Genomic DNA, 18,975 nt, shown 5'->3' with positions numbered 1-18,975 from the left:
TCGGGGTGACTATGGGGGCATGACGGGCTGGCAGCGGCTGTGTTGGTGGGGGCTTGCTCTGCTGGGAGCGGGTGCGGCGGTGGGGCTGTTGGTGTGGGTGACGGCCGTGCACCCGGACGGTTCCGCTCAGGCCTGGGGTGTTGCCGGGTCGGTGGCCGGGGTCGCCGCGCTGGGGGTGTCGTTGTGGCAACTGCGCGCGCCGCGCCCGGCCTTGGCGGGTGGGCCCCCTGCTGCCCCGCCCTCCGCGGTTCCGCCGCCCGGGCCGGTGGAGCCGCCCGAGTCGGCGGCCGGGCAGCGGGGGGCGATCGTGGCACGAGGGAACGTGACCGGTTCCTCCACCCGGTACACCGGACCGATACCCCCCGCCTCCGCGGCGCCGCAGGGCGGTCCGGCGGGGCTGGCGGGCAGCGACGGCGCGATCGTCGCGGGCCAGGACGTGGAGGACTCCCACACCGAGTACGGCCCGTGACCGGGAACCCCGAGGAGGCGCGGGAGCGGCCGACTGTGCCGGACGGACTCCAGGGGAGTGGCGGCGCGATCGTCGCGGGCGGCAACGTGTCCGGCTCCTCGACACAGACCATCAACGCCGAACAGGCGCTCGTGCTTCCTCCGCAGGCGTACGCGCCGGTCCCCGACGACGTCGCCGCGTCGAACATCGGGACCGGGCTGTTCATCGGCCGCGCCGAGGAACTGGGCGCGCTGGAGGCGGCGTTCGCCCGACCCGGCGAGGTCGTCGTGCACGCCGTGCACGGGCTGGGCGGCGTCGGCAAGTCCGCACTCGCCGCGCACTGGGCGGCCCGGAGGAACGAGAAGGTGCGCTGGTGGATCACCGCCGACACCACGGCCGGGCTCGACGCGGGACTGGCCGCGCTGGCACGGGCGCTGCAGCCCGGACTGACCGGGCTGCCCGCCGAGCTGCAGACCGAACGCGCGCTGGCCTGGCTCACCGGCCACGGCGGATGGCTGCTCGTGCTGGACAACGTCGAGGACCCCCGGCACATCCGCCCCCTTCTGGACCGCATCCCGGGCGGCCGGGTCCTGGTCACCACCCGCCGCGCGACCGGCTGGCACCACCAGGCCACCACCATCCACCTCGACGTGTTCGCCCCCGCCGAAGCACTCGACCTGTTCACCCGCGTCCTCACCCACCAGGGCCCCCACGACACCGACGGCGCCGACGCCGTGTGCGCAGAACTCGGGCACCTGGCCCTGGCCGTGGAGCAGGCTGCCGCGTACTGCGCCGAGACCGGCACCACCCCTCGCGCCTACCTGCACATGCTGGCCCGCTGGCCCGCCACGATGTTCGCCTCCGGCACCGCGGGCGGCGACTCCGAACGCACCATGGCCCGCATCTGGCACCTCACCCTCGACCGCTTGGCCGACGACACCCCACTGGCCGTCAGGCTCCTGCGCATCCTGGCCTGGTACGCCCCCGACCACATCCCCCGCGACCTGCTCCACGGCCTCGCCGAACCACCCCAGCTGGCCACCGCGATCGGTCGACTCACTGCGTACAGCATGGTCACCGACCACCACGACGGCACCCTGAGCGTCCACCGCCTCCTCCAGGCCCTGGCCCGCACCCCCGACCCCGACGACCCCCACCGCCTCCCCGAGGCCATCGACCACGCCCGCGACCGGGCCGCCGCACTCCTCTCCGACACCTTCCCCGCCGACGTCGACCACCCCGAAACCTGGCCCCGGTGCAGGGCCCTCCTCCCACACATCGACGCCCTCACCCACCACCACACCCCCGACCACGACACCACCCACACCGTCCACGCCCTCGACCGCGCCGCCGTCTACCGAGCCGGACAGGGCGCACTCACCCCCGCCATCCACGCCCTCCGCCGCGCCCTCACCGCCAACGAGCGACTGCGTGGGGTCGACCATCGCTCCACGCTGGTCTCGCGCAGCAACCTCGCGCACGCATACGCGTCGGCGGGAGACCTGGGGCGCGCGATCGTTCTGTACGAGCGCGCCCTGGAGGAGTGCGAGCGGGTCCTGGGCAACGATCACCCCAACACACTGGTCTCGCGCAGCAACCTCGCGGCCGCGTACGCCTCGGCGGGGGACCTGGACCGGGCGATCCCGCTGTGCGAGCGGACTCTGGCGGAGCGCGAGCGGGTGCTGGGGGGCTATCACCCCTCCACGCTGACCTCGCGCAGCAACCTTGCGTACGTGTACGAGTTGGCGGGTGATCTGGGGCGCGCGATCCCGCTGTGCGAGCGCACCCTGGGGGACTGCGAGCGGGTCCTGGGCAACGACCATCCCGACACGCTGGTTTCCCGGAGCAACCTCGCGGGCGCGTACGCGTCGGCGGGGGATCCGGGGCGCGCGATCGCGCTGTACGAACGCACCCTGGAGGACTGCGAGCGGGTGCTGAGTCCGGGCTATCCGTTGATCGCCGTGGTGCGGGCGAAGCTGGAACGGGCGCGGTCCACTTAGCCGTTCCGGCGGCACCCTGGGCGGCCGGGAACCCGGGCGCCCACACCCGGGCGCGAGGTGACGTGGAGCAGCGCGGCGGCCGACCGCGGTGCGCCACGGCACCCCCCGGCGTTTCGGCCAGTGATCGTCACCGGCCGAGCCGGATGCCGCAACGGTCGATGTACCCGGCACCCGGCGCCTGCCGCGAGATAGCGCGCTCACCACCCCGTCTGAAACACGTGTGTTCGAAAGCCTGGCGTTCGTCGTTGAGTCCGGCATCACGCCCTCAGGGCCCCAACGCCGTCCAGGAGGTACGCAGTTGAGCATGCCCGGCATTCCGAGCCCGACGACCGCCACGAACACGACCGTGCCCGGCACCCCGCCTCCTCCGCCGCCCCCGGCCGATCTGCGGCTGGACGCCAAGGACGTGAAGAACCGGCTGGAGGGCATCACGCTCGGCACGGTGGTGCGCCGTCTGCCCGGGGCGGTGGCGTGGACGATGAGGATGGCCTGGCGCGTCGACCGGGCGGCGGTGATCCTGCTCGGGGTGTGCCAACTCGTCGCCGGGATCTCACAAGCCGTACTGCTGGCCGCGACCGCCCGCGCCATGGGCCCGCTGCTGGGCGGGGCGGACGCGGGCTCGCGGATCGACGCCGCGCTCCCCGCGCTGTGCGTCGTAGTGGCGGCCGCCGCGGTGGCCCGGGTGTTCACCGTCCTCGGCTCCTACGCCTCCGGCCGCGTCACGCCGAAGCTGACCACCGAGGCCGACACCCGGTTCGTGGAGGCGATCTGCCGCGCGGAACTGACCGCGATGGAGGAGCCGGGCTTCCACGACGAGAAGACGGCCGCGCAGGCCGGGGTCTCCCGCACCACGAGTCTCGTCACGGACGTCCAGCGGGGCATGTCGGCGCTCATGCAGATCATCGGCGCCATGGGGGCACTGACCGTGCTGCACCCGGTGCTGCTGCCGCTGGTCGTGCTCGCGGTCGTCCCGGCCGGGGTCGGCGAGGTGCTGGCGGCCCGCATCATCTACCGCACCCACCAGGACAACCGGTCCGACCAGAGCGTGCGGTTCATGGTCCGCTGGTGGGCCACGCACCCGAAGTTCGCCACCGAGGTCCGCGCGAACGGCATGACCGGGTACGTGAAGTTCTGGTACGACGCGATCTCCCGGCGCATGGACGCGCGCACCGTCGCGGTGGCCCCGCGCATGGCCCGCACCATCCTGGCGGCCTCCGCCGTCGGCGGGCTGTTCATGGCCCTCATCTGGGGCGCGCTCGCCTATCTCGCCACCCACGGGCACATCGGCCTGGCCGTCGCCGGAACCGCCGTCGTCGGGCTGCGCACCGTCATCGGGGCCCTGGCCGACGCGGTCAGCTACGCGGCGAACACCCTGAACACCGGCATGTACTTGGAGGATCTGCACCGCTTCCTCGAGCGCGTCGAGAACGCCGCCTGGAACCGCGGAACCCGCATCCCCGACGCCCCGGCCGTGGTCCGGGTCGACACCGCGTCCTACAGCTACCCCGGCAAGGACCAGCCCGCCCTCGACGAACTGTCGCTCACCCTCACCCGGGGCGAGGTCGTCGCGGTGGTCGGAGTGAACGGCGCGGGCAAGTCCACCCTCATGAACCTGATCACCGCCGTCACCCTCCCCGACAAGGGCCGCGTCCTGTGGGACGGCGTGGACACCCGCGAACTCGACGCCGACGCCGTCTGGACCCACACCGGGGTCGTCACTCAGGACTTCGCCAAATGGCCCCTGCGGGCCCGGGAGAACGTCACCCAGGGGCAACCCCGCACCCACCACGACGACCCCGTGTGGGAGGCCATCGACCAGGTCGGGCTCCGCGAAGCCGTCGACGAACTGCCCCACAGCCTCGACACCCTGCTCGCGCGCGAGGTGTTCGGCGGAGCGGAACTCTCCGGCGGCCAGTGGCAGCGCTTCGCCTGCGCCCGCGCCCTCTACCGCCGACCGGCCCTGCTGATCCTGGACGAGCCCACCAGCCAGCTCGACGCCCGCGGCGAACACCAGATCTTCGACGCCCTGCGACAACTGCGCGCCGACCGCATCACCGTGATCGTCACCCACCGCCTCGACAACACCCGCCTGGCGGACCGCATCGTCGTCCTCGACCGAGGCCACATCGCCGAACACGGCACCTTCGACGAACTCCGCGCCACCCCGGGCTCCCTGTTCGCCGAGCTGTACGACCTCTCCCAGGACCGGTGATTGCCCTCATTCGGTCCGCGCGCGGCATGCTGGGCGCAATGGGGCCGCTCCCCGTGGCCGTTCTGGCCGACCACCTCCGGCGGGCCGCCCGGCCCCGGCCCCGGCGCCGTCAAGAGTCCAAGCCCGGCCCCGTACGAGTCCATGTCGCCGAAGTCGGCAGCTGAGTACAAGTGGAGGGCGCCACCAAGCCGCCTAACGCCCATGAAGCTCCGGAACGCCATCGAGCAAGCCGTGAAACGCCTTCAAGCAAGCCGTGAAACGCCTTCAAGCCGTGGACATCGGCGGCCACTTCCTCCTCGACACCCCCACAGAGAGGAATCGCACATGCCAGTCCGGACTCTTCGCCTCAGTGCCGCAGCCGGTGCGGCCGCGGGCCTGCTCCTGCTCTCTCCCCACACCGCCTCCGCCTCCACCTCTGCCTCCGTCGGCGGCGGGAACGTCTCGGTCAGCTGGTCCATACCCGGCACCCCCTCCACCGGCCTGACCAACATCACCTTCCCCCTCACGGTGCGGCCCGCCACGGCCCACAAGGCCGGGATCTACTTCGCCCAGCAGTACGACTTCGCGAACGGCATGGGTTACACGGGCCTGCAGCCGAGGGAGAACAGCGGTGGCAAGGAGCGGCTCTCGGCCCGCTTCTCGACGTTCACCGCCGGCGCGACCACCTCCGACCCCAACTGCCACGAGGGAGCCGACGGCGGCCCCGGCGTGACCTGCGCGGTGGACTTCGACGCCGTCTATGGTCACCGCTACGACATCAAGGTCCAGCGGACCGGGCCCGACACCTGGACCGGCACGGCCAGGAACACGGTCACCGGAGCCTCCACCCACCTCGGCACCTACACCCTGCCGTCCGGCAGCGGGAACCTGAAGGGCTCCCAGGGAGGGTTCGTCGAGTACTACGCCGGGATCCCCAGCTGCGCCGAAATGCCCAGGTCGGACGTCGTCCTCGGCGGACCCACCAGCACCGACGCGGGCGGCCTGAGCGGCACGTCCAGGGCCAACTACGAGTACAGCGACTGCGTCGGCCAGGCCAACTACCGCGCCGAGAACGACGGATCGGGCACGCACATCACCCGCGGCTTCCTCTCCTAGGCAGGGCCCGGGGGCGACCCCGCGCGACCCGAACGAGTGACGTGACGCCTCGTCGGGGTCGTCCCGGGGTAAGGCCAGCCCAGGAGTTTCGCGACCTGAGGAGGCCGAGGTGGGACGTCCACGCACATGCGGGTGGCCGGGCACGCGGCGCCGCGCCGGGGCCACGGCTGCGGCGACCGCGTTGTTCCTGGGGCTCGGCCTGTCGGGGGGAAACCCGAGCCAGGCGGCGACCTGGGGCCAGTGGGTGAGCGAGTCGACGGGGAAGTGCCTGACCGCCTTCGACAACGACGTGGTCAACCTCGCGCCGTGCGAGGCGGGGCGAGCGGCGCAGCTCTGGTGGCCCGAGGTCGTCTCCGGCAGCGACCGGCTGGCCCGCAACGCCACGGGCGGCTGCCTGTGGGCGCGACCCGTCGCGGGCCTGGTCGGCGCCTACCGGGGCACCTGTGATCCCAACGACGGGTCGAAGCTGATGGTCCTGTTCAGCGCCTCCGTCGCGTCCCGGGTGCCGAGCGCCCTCATGCACGAGACCCAGGCCTGGGGAAACCAAGTCGTGGTCTTCTCCACCACAGTGAGCGTCACTGATCCGAGCGCGCACTGGAACTTCCGGCCGCAGAGCCGCTGAGCGTTCCTTCGGCGGGGTGTTCGGGGCCGGGGAGGCGGTATCCGGACTGCGTGAGGAGGCGTCGCAGCCAGCGCGTGCGCGCGTCGCGTGCGTCCTGGGTGACGGCCGCGCGCGGCGCGATGCCGTCGAAGCCGTGGTACGCGCCGGACCACACATGCAGTTCGGCCTGACCACCGGCCTGCCATATCGCGTTCGCGTACGCCATGTCCTCGTCGCGGAACATCTCCGCCGAGCCGACGTCGATGTACGCCGGGGGCAGGCCGGAGAGATCCGTGGCGCGGGCGGGCGCCGCGTACGGCGGAAGGTCCGCGGCGCCGTGACGCTCACCGAGGAGCGCCTGCCACGCGGTCGCGTTCGAGGTGAGGTCCCACATGCCGATGCCCGTCATCTGACGGCTGGAGAACGTGCTGCCGCGGTCGTCGAGCATCGGGCACAGCAGCAGCTGCCCCAGCGCCCCGGGGCCGCCCCGGTCGCGGGCCAGCAGGGCGAGCGCCGCGGCGAGCCCGCCTCCCGCGCTCTTGCCGCCGATGATGACGCGGTCCGCGTCGATGCCCAGCTCGGCCGCGTGTTCCACCGCCCAGACGAGTCCGGCGTAGCAGTCCTCCAGCGGCGCCGGGTACCGCGCGTGCGGCGCCAGCCGGTACTCGACCGAGAGGACCGCCAGGTTCAGCGGGAGCACCCACTCCTGAAGGATCCGCGGCAGTACCGACCACGCGTTGCCCATGACCATGGCGCCGCCGTGCATGTAGTACAGGAGGGGAAGCGGCCCGGCGGCCCCCGCCGGGCGCGCGCTCACGAGCGTGACCTCCGGCCCGCCGGGCGGCCCCGGCACACGCAGCTCCGTCACCTCGAACCGGCCGTCGGCGCGCAGGACCTCGACCGTCGGCCTGGGCCGGGCCGTGGCGTCCCGCTCCTGCCGGGCCGGAAGGTTGTCCGGGGTGATCGACTCCCACGACGCTCTGCCCAAGGCGTCCAGGACGGGGCTCAGTTCGGGGTCGAACGGGGGCGCCGGGCGCGGCGTCGTGACAGGGCCCGGCCGGGCGGGCGCGTGACGATCACTCATGATTCACTCCACGGTTCGGTTGCGGGTCGGACGGCGTGGCGACGCGACGCCTAGGCCGGAGCGGTCGGCAGGACGCGTGGTCGGCGGCCCTCGTGTTCACGTAAGCCAGGGAAGGCTGGAAGCCCCGGAAGGACCGGCAGGCCCGGCGAGTGCGTCACTACGCCCGCCACACCGTCATGTCGGCGGTCATGAAGCTGATCCCGCTCTTCGGCAGCGCGGTCGACTTCACCTGGATCACGAGCAGCGCGATGTCCCCGGAGGGATGCTTGACGCAGATCTCGCTGCCCGCCGCCGCGGCGGCCAGGGGGAGGCGACGGCTGTCGGCGCCGCTGAGGGCGATGCGACAGGACTCGCGGGTGGCGCCCGGCTTGCTGTACAGCATGGTGATGACGCTGGTGTCGCTCTCCAGCGAGCAGTTGGTGTCGTTGCAGACGAAGCGGATGTCGCCCTTGCGGTCCTTGCGCTCGACCGGCTCCTTGATGTTCAGCGAGTTCTTCTCGTCGAGCCACTGGAAGGGGTACGGGATGGCCTGCGGCGGCTTGGGTGTGTTCGACGAGGATCCCTCTACTCCCGCCTCTCCCGCCTCCGCCTCACCCGACGCCGAGCCGTCCGACCCCGAACCACCGGGCCCCGACCCGGAGTCCGACCCCGACGAGGACCCGTCCGACCGGCCGGACGCCCCCGCCGTCGACGCCCCTGCGGCCTTGCGGTCGCGGGACCCGTCCCTCGCCTCCATGACCGTCCAGGCCACGCCACCGAGCACCAGCGCCCCCGCCGCCATGGCCGCGGCGGTGATCAGCGTGATACGTCTCCTGCGGACCCGCCGGTCGTCCGGCCCCGTCGGCCGGGTCCGCGCCACCAGCGGCGTCGTGTACACCGGAGTGGGGTCGGGGACCGGCGCCGGAACCCGCACTTCCGGCCCCCTGACCTCCCGCCAGACCTCCGGCCCCGGGCCCGCGTCCTGGCCGAGCCGCTGTCGGCACCAGTGCACGACCTCCGCGAGGGTGGCCCGCCGCGCGGGATCGGCGACCAGGCACCGGGCGATCAGCGGGCGCAACTGCACGGGCAGCAGGGACAGATCGGGCTCGGAGTGCACGATCCGGTACAGCACGCTGACCGAAGGCCCGTCCCCGTACAGCGGCTCCCCGAGCGCCGCGAACGCCGCCGTCTGCCCCAGCGCGAAGACGTCCGTCGCCGCCGTGACCTCGCCGCCGGACGCCTGCTCGGGAGCCATGAACTGGGGAGTGCCGACGGCCGAGCCCGTGACCGTGTGCGAGGTGATGTCGGAGGCCAGCGAGATGCCGAAGTCGATCACCCGTGGTCCGTCGGCGGCGAGCAGCACGTTCGACGGCTTGAGGTCCCGGTGCACGATGCCCGCGTCGTGGATGGCCTGCAGCGCCTCGGCCACCCCCGCCATGAGCCACAGCACCGCGGACACCGGAAGCGGCCCGCGCCGCACGACGGCCTCCGCGAGGGAGGGCCCGGGTACGTACAGCGTGGCCAGCCAGGGCGGTACGCCGTCCGCGTCGGCGTCGATCAGCTCGGCGGTGTACGCGCCCCGGACGCGCCGGGCGGCCTCCACCTCCCGGCGGAACCGCCGCCGGAACTCCGGGTTGTCGGCGAGCTCCGGCCGTACCACCTTGATCGCCACCGGGCGGCCGCCCTGCGTGTGCGACAGATAGACCCGGCCCATGCCGCCCGCGCCGAGCCGGGCCGCGAGACGGTAACCGGCCACCAGCGGCGGATCGTCCGCCTGCAATGCTTTGAACACCTCAGCCGGATGATTCATCGGCGCTCTTCCCCCCGTCCCCAACTGGCCAGCGGATGGCCTGACCAGCGACAGAAGCTTAAACGGGCGGCAAACAAGGGGGAGCGGAGGGGGATCCGGGAGCGGTCTGCTCGCTCTGGCTGCTCCGGCCGTCCTGGCTGCTCCGGCCGTCCTGGCCGTTCTGGCTGCTCTGGCCGCCTACGGAGCCCGTGTCGTGTCGGTGGCGGGTGCGGGATCGCCGTGGCGGGCGGCGCGGCGGGCCCCGACGAGCAGCAGCACGCTCGCGAGCAGGATGACCGGGGAGGGCGAGAGCCCGAGGATCACGGTGTCGCCCACGGCCCAGACCCCCAGCACCCACGCGATGAACGATGGCGGCACGATGCCCCGGCGCTCCAGCCAAAGGACCGTCAGACCGACGAGGACGAGCGGCGGGCCGAAGCTGTTCCAACTCAGCCAGTACGCGCTGTTCGCCTCGCTCATCGCGGAGAGGTCCTCGCCCCACAGCTCCCCACTGAACCAGTCCCCGGCGTGAGACCCGGCTTCCTCCACGGTCAGGGCGAGCAGCGTGTGCGCCGCGCCGAATATCGCGATGAGCCAACCTGCCCACTTGATCATCCGAACTCTCCGTTCTCGTGGGCGGAGCCGCCCGGGGCGGCCACGCCTTCAGCTGAGTCAGATCCACTGAGTCAGACGCAGCGGGCCACGGGATTGCCTCAGAGGCGGACGCTCGGGTCGCCCCGGGGCCCGAGCCGTTCGGCGAGGAACGCGATGATCTCGTCGCGGGCCCGCACGGTCGGGTGACCCTCCTCGTCGACGAGATGCGCGGTGACGACACTGTGGGCGCAGCCGACGCTGTCGCGGAAGAAGGGCGGAGGGTCCGTGTTCGCCACCTCGTCGGGCAGCACACGGCCGTCGAACGCGTCGCCGAGCAGCGCGCGATACGCCGCGAAGCGCCGGCCCGTGCACCACTTGTCGTTGGCGAAGCGGTACGCGAGGACCTTCAGGCCGTCGCGCTCGACGCGTTCGGCCACGGCGGCGGCGTCCTCGGCGCCGATCTCCAGGCCGCCGGGGTCGTCGAGCGGCAGCGACGGATGGTTGACCACCGGCGCGACGACCGCGGGTTCCAGCGCCATGGTCAGGGCGAAGTTGCCGGTGAAGCACAGGCCCACGGCGCCGACACCGGGCCCGCCGCGCTCGGCGTGGGCGATGCGGGCGAGACCGCGCAGCCAGGAGACGACGGGGCTGGTGCCGCCACCGGCGAAGGCCCGGAACTCGGCGCTGACACAGGCGCGGCGCACGACGGCCTCGCCCGCCTCGACGAGCGGATGGGCGCCGTCGGTCCCGAACAGGGACGGCATGTAGACGGAGAAGCCCGCGTCGCGCATCCAGCGTGCGAACCGCGCGAGGTCGGGGCTGATGCCCGGCATCTCCGGCATGAGGACGACGGCCGGTCCGGCCCCGCAGACGTACACGGTCTTGCTGATGCCATCGACGTCGACGGTCCTCCGGGAGAAGTCCCCAAGGAGGTCGTCACGTTGCCCTCGCACGGTTGTCATGACGCACAGGATGACGAGATGCTGCCCCCACCGAGAAGCGGCGACATCGCCACGCTTCACCGCGATCTCGCCAAGCGCCGAAGCGCCGAAGCGCCGAAGAGCCGCAGCGGCGAAGTGCCGAAGTACCAAGAGTCTCGAAGTACCCAAGTGTCGGAGGCAGATGCCGCATGGTGGTCCCGCTGCGTGTGAGTGTGCTCGCCTACCCCGGCTGCTTCGGGTCGGAGGTGTTCGGCGTCCTCGACCTCCTCACCATGGCCGGGCACGTCGCCGCCGCGCACGGAGCGGGGGAGTCGTCGTACGAGACCTCGGTCGTCTCGCCCCGCCGACGGGTGACCGTGTCCGGCGGCACGGGCGTCGACGTGTCGGCGATGCGCCCCGCGGACGTACTGATCGTGCCGGGATTCGAGATCTCACCCGCGCTCGACCTCGACGCCACCCTCGCTGACCTGAAGCCGGAAGTGGCGGCCATCCGCGCGCGGGTCGCCGCCGGGACGGCGGTCGTGTCGATCTGCGTGGGCGCCTTCCTCCTCGCCGAGGCCGGACTGCTCGCGGGCCGCGAGGCGACGACGTCCTGGCTGTACGCGGACCGGTTCGCGCGGCGGTACGCCGATGTGGCGGTCCGCGCCGAGAAGCTGGTCGTGACCGACCGCGGCGTGACGACCACGGCGGCCTTCAGCGCGATGTACGACTTCGCGCTCCGCTTCGTCCGCGAGCACGACGGCCCCCGCGTGGCCCGCAGCACGGCGCGCATCGCCCTGCTCGACGACGCCCGTGCCACGCAGTCCGCGTACGTGGACGTGGGGCTCCTGCCCGCCGTGGGCAGGAGCTTCTCGCTCGGCGTGAAGCGGTGGCTCGACCAGAACCTCGGGGCGCGCTACGACCTGTCCGCCCTCGCCAAGGAGTTCGGCGTCAGCACGAGAACCCTGCTCCGCCGCTTCGGCGACGAAGCCGGCGAGACCCCCCTGTCCTACCTGCACACCGCCCGGGTACGGCGAGCCAGACACCTGCTGGAGACAACGGACAGAACCGTCGCACGCGTCGCCGCCGACGTCGGATACCGCAACCCCGGCGCCTTCGCCCAGGTCTTCATCCGCCACACGGGCCACCAGCCGAGCACGTACCGCGCGACCTTCCGCCGCCACGACACCCCGGAGCCCCCCGCACCCGCCCGCACCGCGCCCGCGCCTACCTGACACGCCCCGCGATGGCCCGCGCACACGCCATCGACTCGGCATGCCCGGTGTCCACCTCCACGTCGTACACCATGCCCCGGTGGACCACATCGGCCTGGGACGCCGCCATCCCGACGACGCGGTCCCCGCGTGCGATCTCACGGTCCGCGGCGATGGCGCTGTCGCACCGCACGCCCACCCACAGCACCCGCAGCCCGCCCAGCGCCTCCTGCCACCGCCGCTGCGACTGTGCACCGCCGAGGAAGACCTCGTCGACGATGATTCGCGCCCCCGCACCGGCCATCGCGGCGAGCCCCGCGATCCAGGCCCCCTCCAGCGCCCGGAACTCCGGCCCGACGACCACCTCGCCGTCCGGCCCGAACGCGATCCCCGCATCCGACGCCCGCATCGCCGCGGGCAGCGCGTCAACGAACGTGTCGACCCCGAAGGCCAACCACGGCCCCGGCAGCACGTCCTGCAGACACCGCACGATCCCGGACTTCCCCGAGCTGGAACCACCGTTGAGAACGATCACCTGGGTCTTCACGGCGCCACACTAGGCACGCGGTGACACCACACCAAACAGATTTCAGGGGCCGGGGTGCGCGGATGGCCACCCTTGCGACTCTCTGCTCGGCGTCGGCGCGGCGGTCAGTGCTGGATGAGGCCACCGACCGCGACAGGCTCCACATGCCCGGTCGGCGGGACCGTCCGTGCCAGGTCGAGGCCGATGTCGACCAGTGACGACCGCCGCAGGCGGGCGACGTCCGGGATCGGGGTCCAGCGGGACTCGGCGGTCTCGCCGTTCGGTTCGGGGCGCAGGTGGCCGCCGGTGATGCGGCAGTGGTAGAAGATGCCGACGTTCTGGTGGTCGGGGAGGCCGGGGGCGCGGTCCGCCGCGGGGATCAACCGTGAGTCCACGCCCAGGAGGCGTTCGACCACCGCGTCGCAGCCCGTCTCCTCGGCGACTTCCCGGATCACCGCGTCGAACGGATCCTCCGCGTGCTCCACCCTGCCGCCCGGCAGAGTCCAGTTGCTCTCGCCGCTCGGCGGCACGTGCCGGGCGAGCAGCACCCGGCCGTCCTCGACGCACACGGCGTACGCCGCGAGCCGGAAACTCATCCGACACCTCCTGCAGGACGCCGTTGCGGCGTCCGAGAACTACTGACGAACGAGGGGCTGTACGCGTGCGTCGCTCCGGGCGAGGGCGTCAAGGGCGGTGCGGACTCCGGCATCAGCAGTCCCCATTGCCGTCGGCGGTGTCCTCGGCCTTGCCCAGTCTGCGTTCGGTCGGGTGACCGCCGCGTCCGGTGCGCCCTGCTCCGGTGATGGCACGCACCTGGTGCGCGCGTCGCCGTATCTCGGTGACCAGTGCCGGGCGGGTGTCCGGAGGGCCCGGACTCGGCGTCCGGGGCGGGGCGTCGTCGTCGAGCGCCTCGACCAGGGTGTCCAGGAACTCGGTCATGTCGACGAGTGTGTCGCGCAGCATCCGCAGCCTCGCGGTCTGGCTCCCGAGCTGTCTGCGGGTGGCGAGCAGACTCTCGAACTCCTTCACGGCCACAGCCATCATGGGCTTGCCGTCCACGATGATCTCCTGCGGTCTGTTGTTCCGCACCGATGGCCCCCTTCGCGCCTTGGTCAGGGCGGTGCCCTGAGGTACCGGCGACGGGGTGGGAGCGCGAAGGCATGACGGACGGGACGGAATCGACCCCGCGAGGCATGGCGCGATCGTCCGTCCGATCTGTACGCCGACCCGCCCTCGAGGTCACCGGGATGTCCGTGCGCGGAGTGGTCCGCACGCGGGCAGTTGGCAGGTCTTCGGACTCGCGGACCCGCCCCCCGAGGGAGGACACCTACTGGCCGTCGCTTCCCGGGCCCCGTTCGTCGGGCCCAGTGCGTGTGACGGCGGTCGTTCCCGCTCACCGCTGCGGGGCAGTCCCGGACTCCCACCGGGTTCCCTCTTGCGACGCCCCCGCCTGGCGGACGGGTCGAACCAGCTGCTGCGGCCAGCCTACGGGCTGTCGATCCGCGCGGAACAGGGCCGTGGGAATCCGTAAGGGCACCCCGCCCGGTGCGGCTGGGTGGGGGTCACTAGGGGGTGACGGGGACGGGAGCGGCTGCTACACATGGGGACGTCAAACCTGCGGCACGGGGAAGCCGGTGAGAATCCGGCACGGTCCCGCCACTGTGACCGGACGAGCCCACGCTCCCGGAAGTCAGATCGCCGTCCGCGGGTACCACGACGAGGCCCACGAGGATGGAGCCGAAACGTCGGGGAGTCCCCTGCATGCCTTGCCGCGTCTTCTCCCGCACGAGCGGAGCCGCAGCCGCCCGTTCTCCGCACAGGGGCGGGGCGGACCTGCCCTGATGTGAACGGTGCGCGGCGGCCCGCGCCTTCGACGCCCCGCGCCGCGGCCCGCCTGACTTTCCAGTCGTACGCACGCCCTTGAAGCAAGCATGTCCATCGCCGTGGACCACCTCAGGCGGCCCGGCGAAGCAGGCACAGCGTTGTGCCGCTGTTTCCGCGTGGCCGACTCCGAGCGACTTCGTACCCGAAGACCGGACGGCCGACGCCGATGCTCGCCCCCGCCCCAACAGGGTTGGCGGCAAGACGGCACGGAAACGGTCCCTCGGGCCAGGTGCCCCCGCGCTCACCCGCGCCCCCTGCGCCGACCCCGCGTGTCCCCCCCTCCCGCGGCGGCGTCCACCTGCCCTCGCGGCCTGCCCCGACGCCGCGGCCCTGGTTCGAAGAGCGCCCACGCGCGGCCGACGGCGCCCGCCGAACCAGGCAACCCCACAACGACAACCGCTCAGGAAGGACGCCCGGTGACTCACACGCGCACCACACCGGCCGAAACCCCGCTCGGCGACAGCTTCCACCTCTACGACACCACCCTGCGCGACGGCGCGCAGGGCGAGGGAATCTCCTACTCCGTCCACGACAAACTCGCCACGGCCCGCTTACTGGACTCGCTCGGTGTCGGCTTCATCGAAGGCGGCTGGCCCGGCGCCCTGCCCAAGGACACCGCCTTCTTCGCGCGCGCCGCCACCGAACTCGACCTGAGACACGCGGCGCTGGTCGCCTTCGGCAGCACGCGCAAGGCGGGCCGCAGAGCGGACCAGGACCCGCAGGTCCGCGCGCTGCTGGAGTCGCACGCCCCGGTGATCACCCTGGTCGCCAAGACCGACAGGCGACACATCGAGCGTGCGCTGCGCACGGACGTGGCGGAGAACTGCGCGATGGTCCGGGACACCGTCCGCTTCCTCGCGGCCGAGGGGCGCAGGGTGTTCCTCGACGGCGAGCACTTCTTCGACGGGTACGCCGACGACCCCGACACCGCGCTGCGCGTCCTGGACGCGGCCATGGCGGCGGGCGCCGACGTCGCCGTGCTCTGCGACACCAACGGAGGCCAGCTCCCCGGCCGTCTCGCCGACACCGTCGCCCAGGTCATCGAGCGCACCGGATTCCGGATCGGCATCCACTGCCAGGACGACACCGGATGCGCCGTGGCCAACACGATCGCGGCCGTCGAGGCCGGCGCCACCCACGTCCAGTGCACCGGCAACGGCTACGGCGAACGCACGGGCAACGCGGACCTGTTCGCGGTCATCGGGAACCTCGCCACCAAGCTGGACCTGCCCGTGCTGCCGCAGGAGCGACTGCCCGAACTCACCAGGACCGCCCAGGCCCTGGCCGCGACCGCCCACGTCAGCCCCGACCGCCACCAGCCCTATGTGGGCGCCGCCGCCTTCGCGCACAAGGCGGGCCTGCACGCCAGCGCGATGAAGGTCGATCCCGGGCTCTATCAGCACATCGACCCGGACGTCGTCGGCAACGCGTCCCGCATCCTGGTGACGGAGATGGCCGGGCGCGCCAGCCTGGAGCTGAAGTGCCTTCAACTCGGCCTCGACATCCAGGACACGGAGGCCGTCACCCGCGCCGTCACCCGCGTCAAGCGACTGGAGGCAGACGGCTGGTCCTTCGAGGCCGCCGACGCGTCGCTCGAACTGCTCCTGCACGAGGAACTGGCCGACACGGCCGCGAACGGAACGCGACGGCATCCCCAGGCCTTCACGCCCCTGACCTACCAGGTCGTCGAGCGCCGTGCCACGGACGACCGCGTCACCTTCGAGGCGAGCGTGCGGCTGCGGGTGGAACAGTCTGCGGGCGCCTCCGACGATACGCCGACCCCCGACGGCGGCCGTCCCCCCGGGGGAGGCGCCAGGGAAGTCGGTGCGACGTCCGAGGGCGAAGGGCCGGTCGGCGCCCTGGACTCGGCCCTGCGCCGCGCACTCGCCCCGTGTCTGCCGTGGGTCGCGGAGACCGCCCTCGTCGGCCACAGCGTGCGCGTCCTCGACAGCGCTTCCGGCGGCCCCGCCGTGACCCGCGTGCTCGTCGTCACCCGGGACGCGGAACGCGAGTGGACCACCGTCGGCGTCCACACCGGCGTGGCCGCGGCCGCCCTGCTCGCGCTCCGCGACGGCCTCACCCACAAGGCCTTGAGCGACGCACGCTCCCGCGCGAAGACCAAGGCGACTGTCCCCAGCCCTTGAGGCACGCCACGAGGCACACCGCGTACCGGCCCGGCCCGCCCGGACGAATCGCTCGAAGGGCCCGAGGAACACAGGAACATGCAGGAATCATGCGGAAGAGGTTCGACGATGAATGACTCCACGACCGGCGCGCCACCGGTCGGCGCGGAGCTTGAGGTTCTGGCCGAGATAGAGGACCGGGTGCTGTGGCTCTCCTCGGCGATCGTCCACCACGCCAACCGGGTGCGCCCGAATCCGTCCGGCCTCAAGGTCGGCGGGCACCAGGCCTCGTCCGCGTCCATGGTGTCGATCATGACGTTGTTGTGGTTCCGGCATCTGCGGCCCGAGGACCGGGTCTCGGTGAAGCCGCACGCGTCCCCCGTGCTCCATGCGATCAACCACCTGCTCGGGGAGCTCGACGCCTCGTATCTGACGCGGCTGCGGGAGTTCGGGGGCCTGCAGAGCTACCCGAGCAGGACCAAGGACCCGGACCCGGTGGACTACTCGACCGGGTCGGTCGGCATCGGCGCCACCGCCACGATCTGGGGCGCTCTCGCACGCCGCTACACGGCGTCGGCGGGGGGCGATCCGGGCACGGGACGCCAGTACTCGCTGCTCGGCGACGCCGAGCTGGACGAGGGAGCGATCTGGGAGGCGGTCCTCGACCCGGCGGTGGCCGACCTCGGCGAGATCGTCTGGGTCGTCGACATGAACCGGCAGTCGCTGGACCGGGTCGTGCCCGGCATCGCGGCCGAGAAGCTCCGCGGCATGTTCGCCGCCGCCGGGTGGCAGGTCCTGACGGTGAAGTACGGCCGGTTGCTGGAGGAGATCTTCGCCCGCCCCGGCGGCGACGAACTCCGCCTGCGCCTCGACGAGATGACCAACCCCGAGTACCAGCGGCTGCTGCGCTGCGAGGGCCCCGAACTGCGCCGGCGACTGCCCGGCACCGGACCGGCCGCACCCCGCATCGCCGAACTGATCGCCGATGTCGACGACGACACCCTCGTCGAAGCGGTGGCCCACCTCGGCGGCCACGACCTGCACGCCCTCGACGCCGCCTTCACCGCGATCGACGACACCCGGCCGACCGTCGTCCTCGCGTACACCGTCAAGGGCCACCGCCTGGCGACGAAGGGGCATCCGCAGAACCACTCGGCGCTCCTGACCACGCAGGAGATGCGGGACCTCGCCGCCCGCGTCGGCGCGCACCCGGACGACCCGTGGCGTGCCCTCCCCGCCACCGGCGAGGCGCACCGTCTGTGCGGGAAGACGGGCGAACTGCTGCGCCGCCCTGCCGTCAAGCAGTCCGTGCCGCCCGAACTGCCCACGGACTTCGGCCGCACCCCCAAGGGAACGGGCACCACACAGGCGGCCCTGGGCCGCGTCCTGCTCGACCTGACCCGGCAGGCCCCCGGAGCCGCCCGCAGGATCGTGACCGTCAGCCCGGACGTCAGCTCCACGACCAACCTCGGGGGCTGGGTGAACAAGGTGGGCGTCTGGTCCCCGCGGGAACGCCGGGACTGGTTCGCCGACGACGCGGAGACCATCCTGCACTGGCGCGAGAAGCCCACCGGACAGCACATCGAACTGGGCATCGCCGAGACCAACCTGGTGGGCCTGCTGTCCGAACTCGGCGCGACCTGGAGCCGCTGGGGCGAGCCCTTGCTGCCGATCGGAGTCCTGTACGACCCGTTCATCGAACGGGCGCTGGAACCCTGGTCCTACGGAATCTACGCGGGCGGACAGTCCCTCCTCGTCGGCACCCCGTCCGGCGTCTCCCTCGCCGCCGAGGGCGGAGCCCACCAGTCCCTCAAGACCCCGTCGATCGGCCTGCAACAGCCGGGGTGCGTGACGTACGAACCGGCCTTCGCGATCGACACCGAATGGGCCCTGCTCGCCTGCCTCTCCCGGCTGGGCCGCGCCGACGGCAGCTCCTCCTACCTGCGCCTTTCCACCCGTCCCGTGGACCAGTCGCTGGCCGCCGTCCCGGCCGATCCGGCCGCTCGGGAGCGGCGCCGCCGCCAAGTCGTGGCTGGGGCCTACCCGCTGCGGCGGCGCACCGGCGCGCAGGTGACCATCGTGGCCATGGGGGCCGTGGTCACGGAGGCCCTGGCCGCGGCCGACCGGCTGGAGCAGGAGCAGGTGGCCGCCGACGTCGTCTGCGTGACGAGCCCCGATCTGCTGTACCGAGCCCTGCGCGCCCGGCAGGGCCACGACGAGCAGGCCGACAGCTGGATCCTGGACCAGGTGTTCCCCGCGGACCGCGCCACACCGTTGGTCACGGTTCTCGACGGTCATCCGCACACGCTGTCGTTCCTGGCCACGGTGAACAAGGTCGCCACCAGCGCACTCGGCGTCACGGGGTTCGGCCAGTCCGGTTCGCTCACCGACGTCTACCGGCACCACGGGATCGACGCCGACAGCATCGTGGCCGCCGCCCTCGACGTCACCGACTGAGACCCGGGGCCGGGGCACCCACGGGTGCCCCGGCCCCGGGAGGGACGGC

At 72.5% G+C, this 18,975-nt stretch carries 15 protein-coding genes and 2 riboswitches; of the genes, 8 read left to right on the top strand and 7 right to left on the bottom strand.

The genetic code is table 11. The features are described from left to right. Nucleotides 1–19: 19 nt before the first annotated feature. From ACZ6AA_RS07245 to ACZ6AA_RS07225, 5 genes are all read left to right on the top strand, one after another. Entirely contained in the window at nucleotides 20–469 is a 450-nt protein-coding gene (locus ACZ6AA_RS07245; RefSeq protein ID WP_471456718.1) for a hypothetical protein, read from the top strand. Beyond that, nucleotides 466–2,448 carry a tetratricopeptide repeat protein gene (locus ACZ6AA_RS07240; protein WP_471456717.1) on the top strand — a complete coding sequence of 661 codons (1,983 nt, stop codon included), beginning with the start codon at nucleotides 466–468 and terminating at the stop codon, nucleotides 2,446–2,448. The genes ACZ6AA_RS07245 and ACZ6AA_RS07240 overlap by 4 nt, the downstream gene beginning before the upstream one ends. 304 nt (nucleotides 2,449–2,752) lie before the next feature. Continuing rightward, nucleotides 2,753–4,660, top strand: a complete 1,908-nt coding sequence (locus ACZ6AA_RS07235; protein WP_471456715.1) for an ATP-binding cassette domain-containing protein — start codon at nucleotides 2,753–2,755, stop codon at nucleotides 4,658–4,660. A gap of 324 nt (nucleotides 4,661–4,984) precedes the next feature. Further along, nucleotides 4,985–5,755 (top strand): hypothetical protein, encoded by a 771-nt coding sequence (locus ACZ6AA_RS07230; RefSeq protein ID WP_471456713.1) that lies wholly within the window; start codon nucleotides 4,985–4,987, stop codon nucleotides 5,753–5,755. A gap of 109 nt (nucleotides 5,756–5,864) precedes the next feature. Continuing rightward, the gene (locus tag ACZ6AA_RS07225; RefSeq protein WP_468457965.1) at nucleotides 5,865–6,377 is read left to right on the top strand and encodes a hypothetical protein; all 513 of its coding nucleotides are present in this window, start codon (nucleotides 5,865–5,867) and stop codon (nucleotides 6,375–6,377) included. On the opposite strand, the gene ACZ6AA_RS07220 is transcribed toward ACZ6AA_RS07225, so the two are convergent. The 4 genes from ACZ6AA_RS07220 to ACZ6AA_RS07205 all read right to left on the bottom strand — a co-directional run bounded on the left by ACZ6AA_RS07220 (nucleotide 6,331) and on the right by ACZ6AA_RS07205 (nucleotide 10,764). Continuing rightward, on the bottom strand, nucleotides 6,331–7,440 hold the full coding sequence (locus ACZ6AA_RS07220) for an alpha/beta hydrolase (RefSeq protein WP_468457967.1): 1,110 nt from the start codon (nucleotides 7,438–7,440) through the stop codon (nucleotides 6,331–6,333). The genes ACZ6AA_RS07225 and ACZ6AA_RS07220 overlap by 47 nt on opposite strands. Before the next feature lie 157 nt (nucleotides 7,441–7,597). Further along, entirely contained in the window at nucleotides 7,598–9,229 is a 1,632-nt protein-coding gene (locus tag ACZ6AA_RS07215) for a serine/threonine-protein kinase (RefSeq protein WP_471456710.1), read from the bottom strand. A 177-nt stretch (nucleotides 9,230–9,406) separates the two neighbouring features. After that, nucleotides 9,407–9,823: a DUF6463 family protein gene (locus ACZ6AA_RS07210; protein ID WP_468457971.1), complete on the bottom strand. Its 417-nt coding sequence runs from the start codon at nucleotides 9,821–9,823 to the stop codon at nucleotides 9,407–9,409. Between the two features lie 98 nt (nucleotides 9,824–9,921). Continuing rightward, the gene (locus tag ACZ6AA_RS07205; RefSeq protein WP_468457973.1) at nucleotides 9,922–10,764 is read right to left on the bottom strand and encodes a dienelactone hydrolase family protein; all 843 of its coding nucleotides are present in this window, start codon (nucleotides 10,762–10,764) and stop codon (nucleotides 9,922–9,924) included. 167 nt (nucleotides 10,765–10,931) lie between these two features. Between ACZ6AA_RS07205 and ACZ6AA_RS07200 the strand changes: the two genes are divergently transcribed. Then, nucleotides 10,932–11,957 carry a GlxA family transcriptional regulator gene (locus tag ACZ6AA_RS07200; protein WP_471456708.1) on the top strand — a complete coding sequence of 342 codons (1,026 nt, stop codon included), beginning with the start codon at nucleotides 10,932–10,934 and terminating at the stop codon, nucleotides 11,955–11,957. Here ACZ6AA_RS07200 and cpt read toward each other — a convergent pair. The 3 genes from cpt to ACZ6AA_RS07185 form a co-directional block, all read right to left on the bottom strand. Beyond that, nucleotides 11,950–12,483, bottom strand: coding sequence for a chloramphenicol phosphotransferase CPT (cpt, locus tag ACZ6AA_RS07195; RefSeq protein ID WP_468457977.1), 534 nt, complete (start codon nucleotides 12,481–12,483; stop codon nucleotides 11,950–11,952). The two genes, ACZ6AA_RS07200 and cpt, sit on opposite strands and share 8 nt — an antisense overlap. Nucleotides 12,484–12,587: 104 nt before the next feature. Then, complete coding sequence (locus ACZ6AA_RS07190) at nucleotides 12,588–13,058, bottom strand: NUDIX hydrolase (RefSeq protein WP_471456706.1); 471 nt, start codon at nucleotides 13,056–13,058, stop codon at nucleotides 12,588–12,590. Between the two features lie 112 nt (nucleotides 13,059–13,170). Further along, nucleotides 13,171–13,551: a hypothetical protein gene (locus tag ACZ6AA_RS07185; RefSeq protein WP_468457981.1), complete on the bottom strand. Its 381-nt coding sequence runs from the start codon at nucleotides 13,549–13,551 to the stop codon at nucleotides 13,171–13,173. 189 nt (nucleotides 13,552–13,740) lie between these two features. After that, nucleotides 13,741–13,936: riboswitch (cobalamin riboswitch) on the bottom strand. Between the two features lie 139 nt (nucleotides 13,937–14,075). Beyond that, a riboswitch (adenosylcobalamin (AdoCbl) riboswitch) is annotated at nucleotides 14,076–14,172 on the top strand. 590 nt (nucleotides 14,173–14,762) lie between these two features. On the opposite strand from ACZ6AA_RS07185, the gene cimA reads away from it, so the two are divergent. Continuing rightward, the gene (cimA, locus tag ACZ6AA_RS07180) at nucleotides 14,763–16,490 is read left to right on the top strand and encodes a citramalate synthase (protein ID WP_468457983.1); all 1,728 of its coding nucleotides are present in this window, start codon (nucleotides 14,763–14,765) and stop codon (nucleotides 16,488–16,490) included. 108 nt (nucleotides 16,491–16,598) lie between these two features. Beyond that, nucleotides 16,599–18,926, top strand: coding sequence for a transketolase-like TK C-terminal-containing protein (locus ACZ6AA_RS07175; protein ID WP_471456704.1), 2,328 nt, complete (start codon nucleotides 16,599–16,601; stop codon nucleotides 18,924–18,926). Nucleotides 18,927–18,975: the final 49 nt, after the last annotated feature.

The sequence above is a fragment of the Streptomyces sp. NPDC040610 genome (assembly GCF_055594065.1).
Note: the sequence above shows the minus strand (reverse complement) of the source record. Positions and strands in the feature narration are given on the sequence as shown.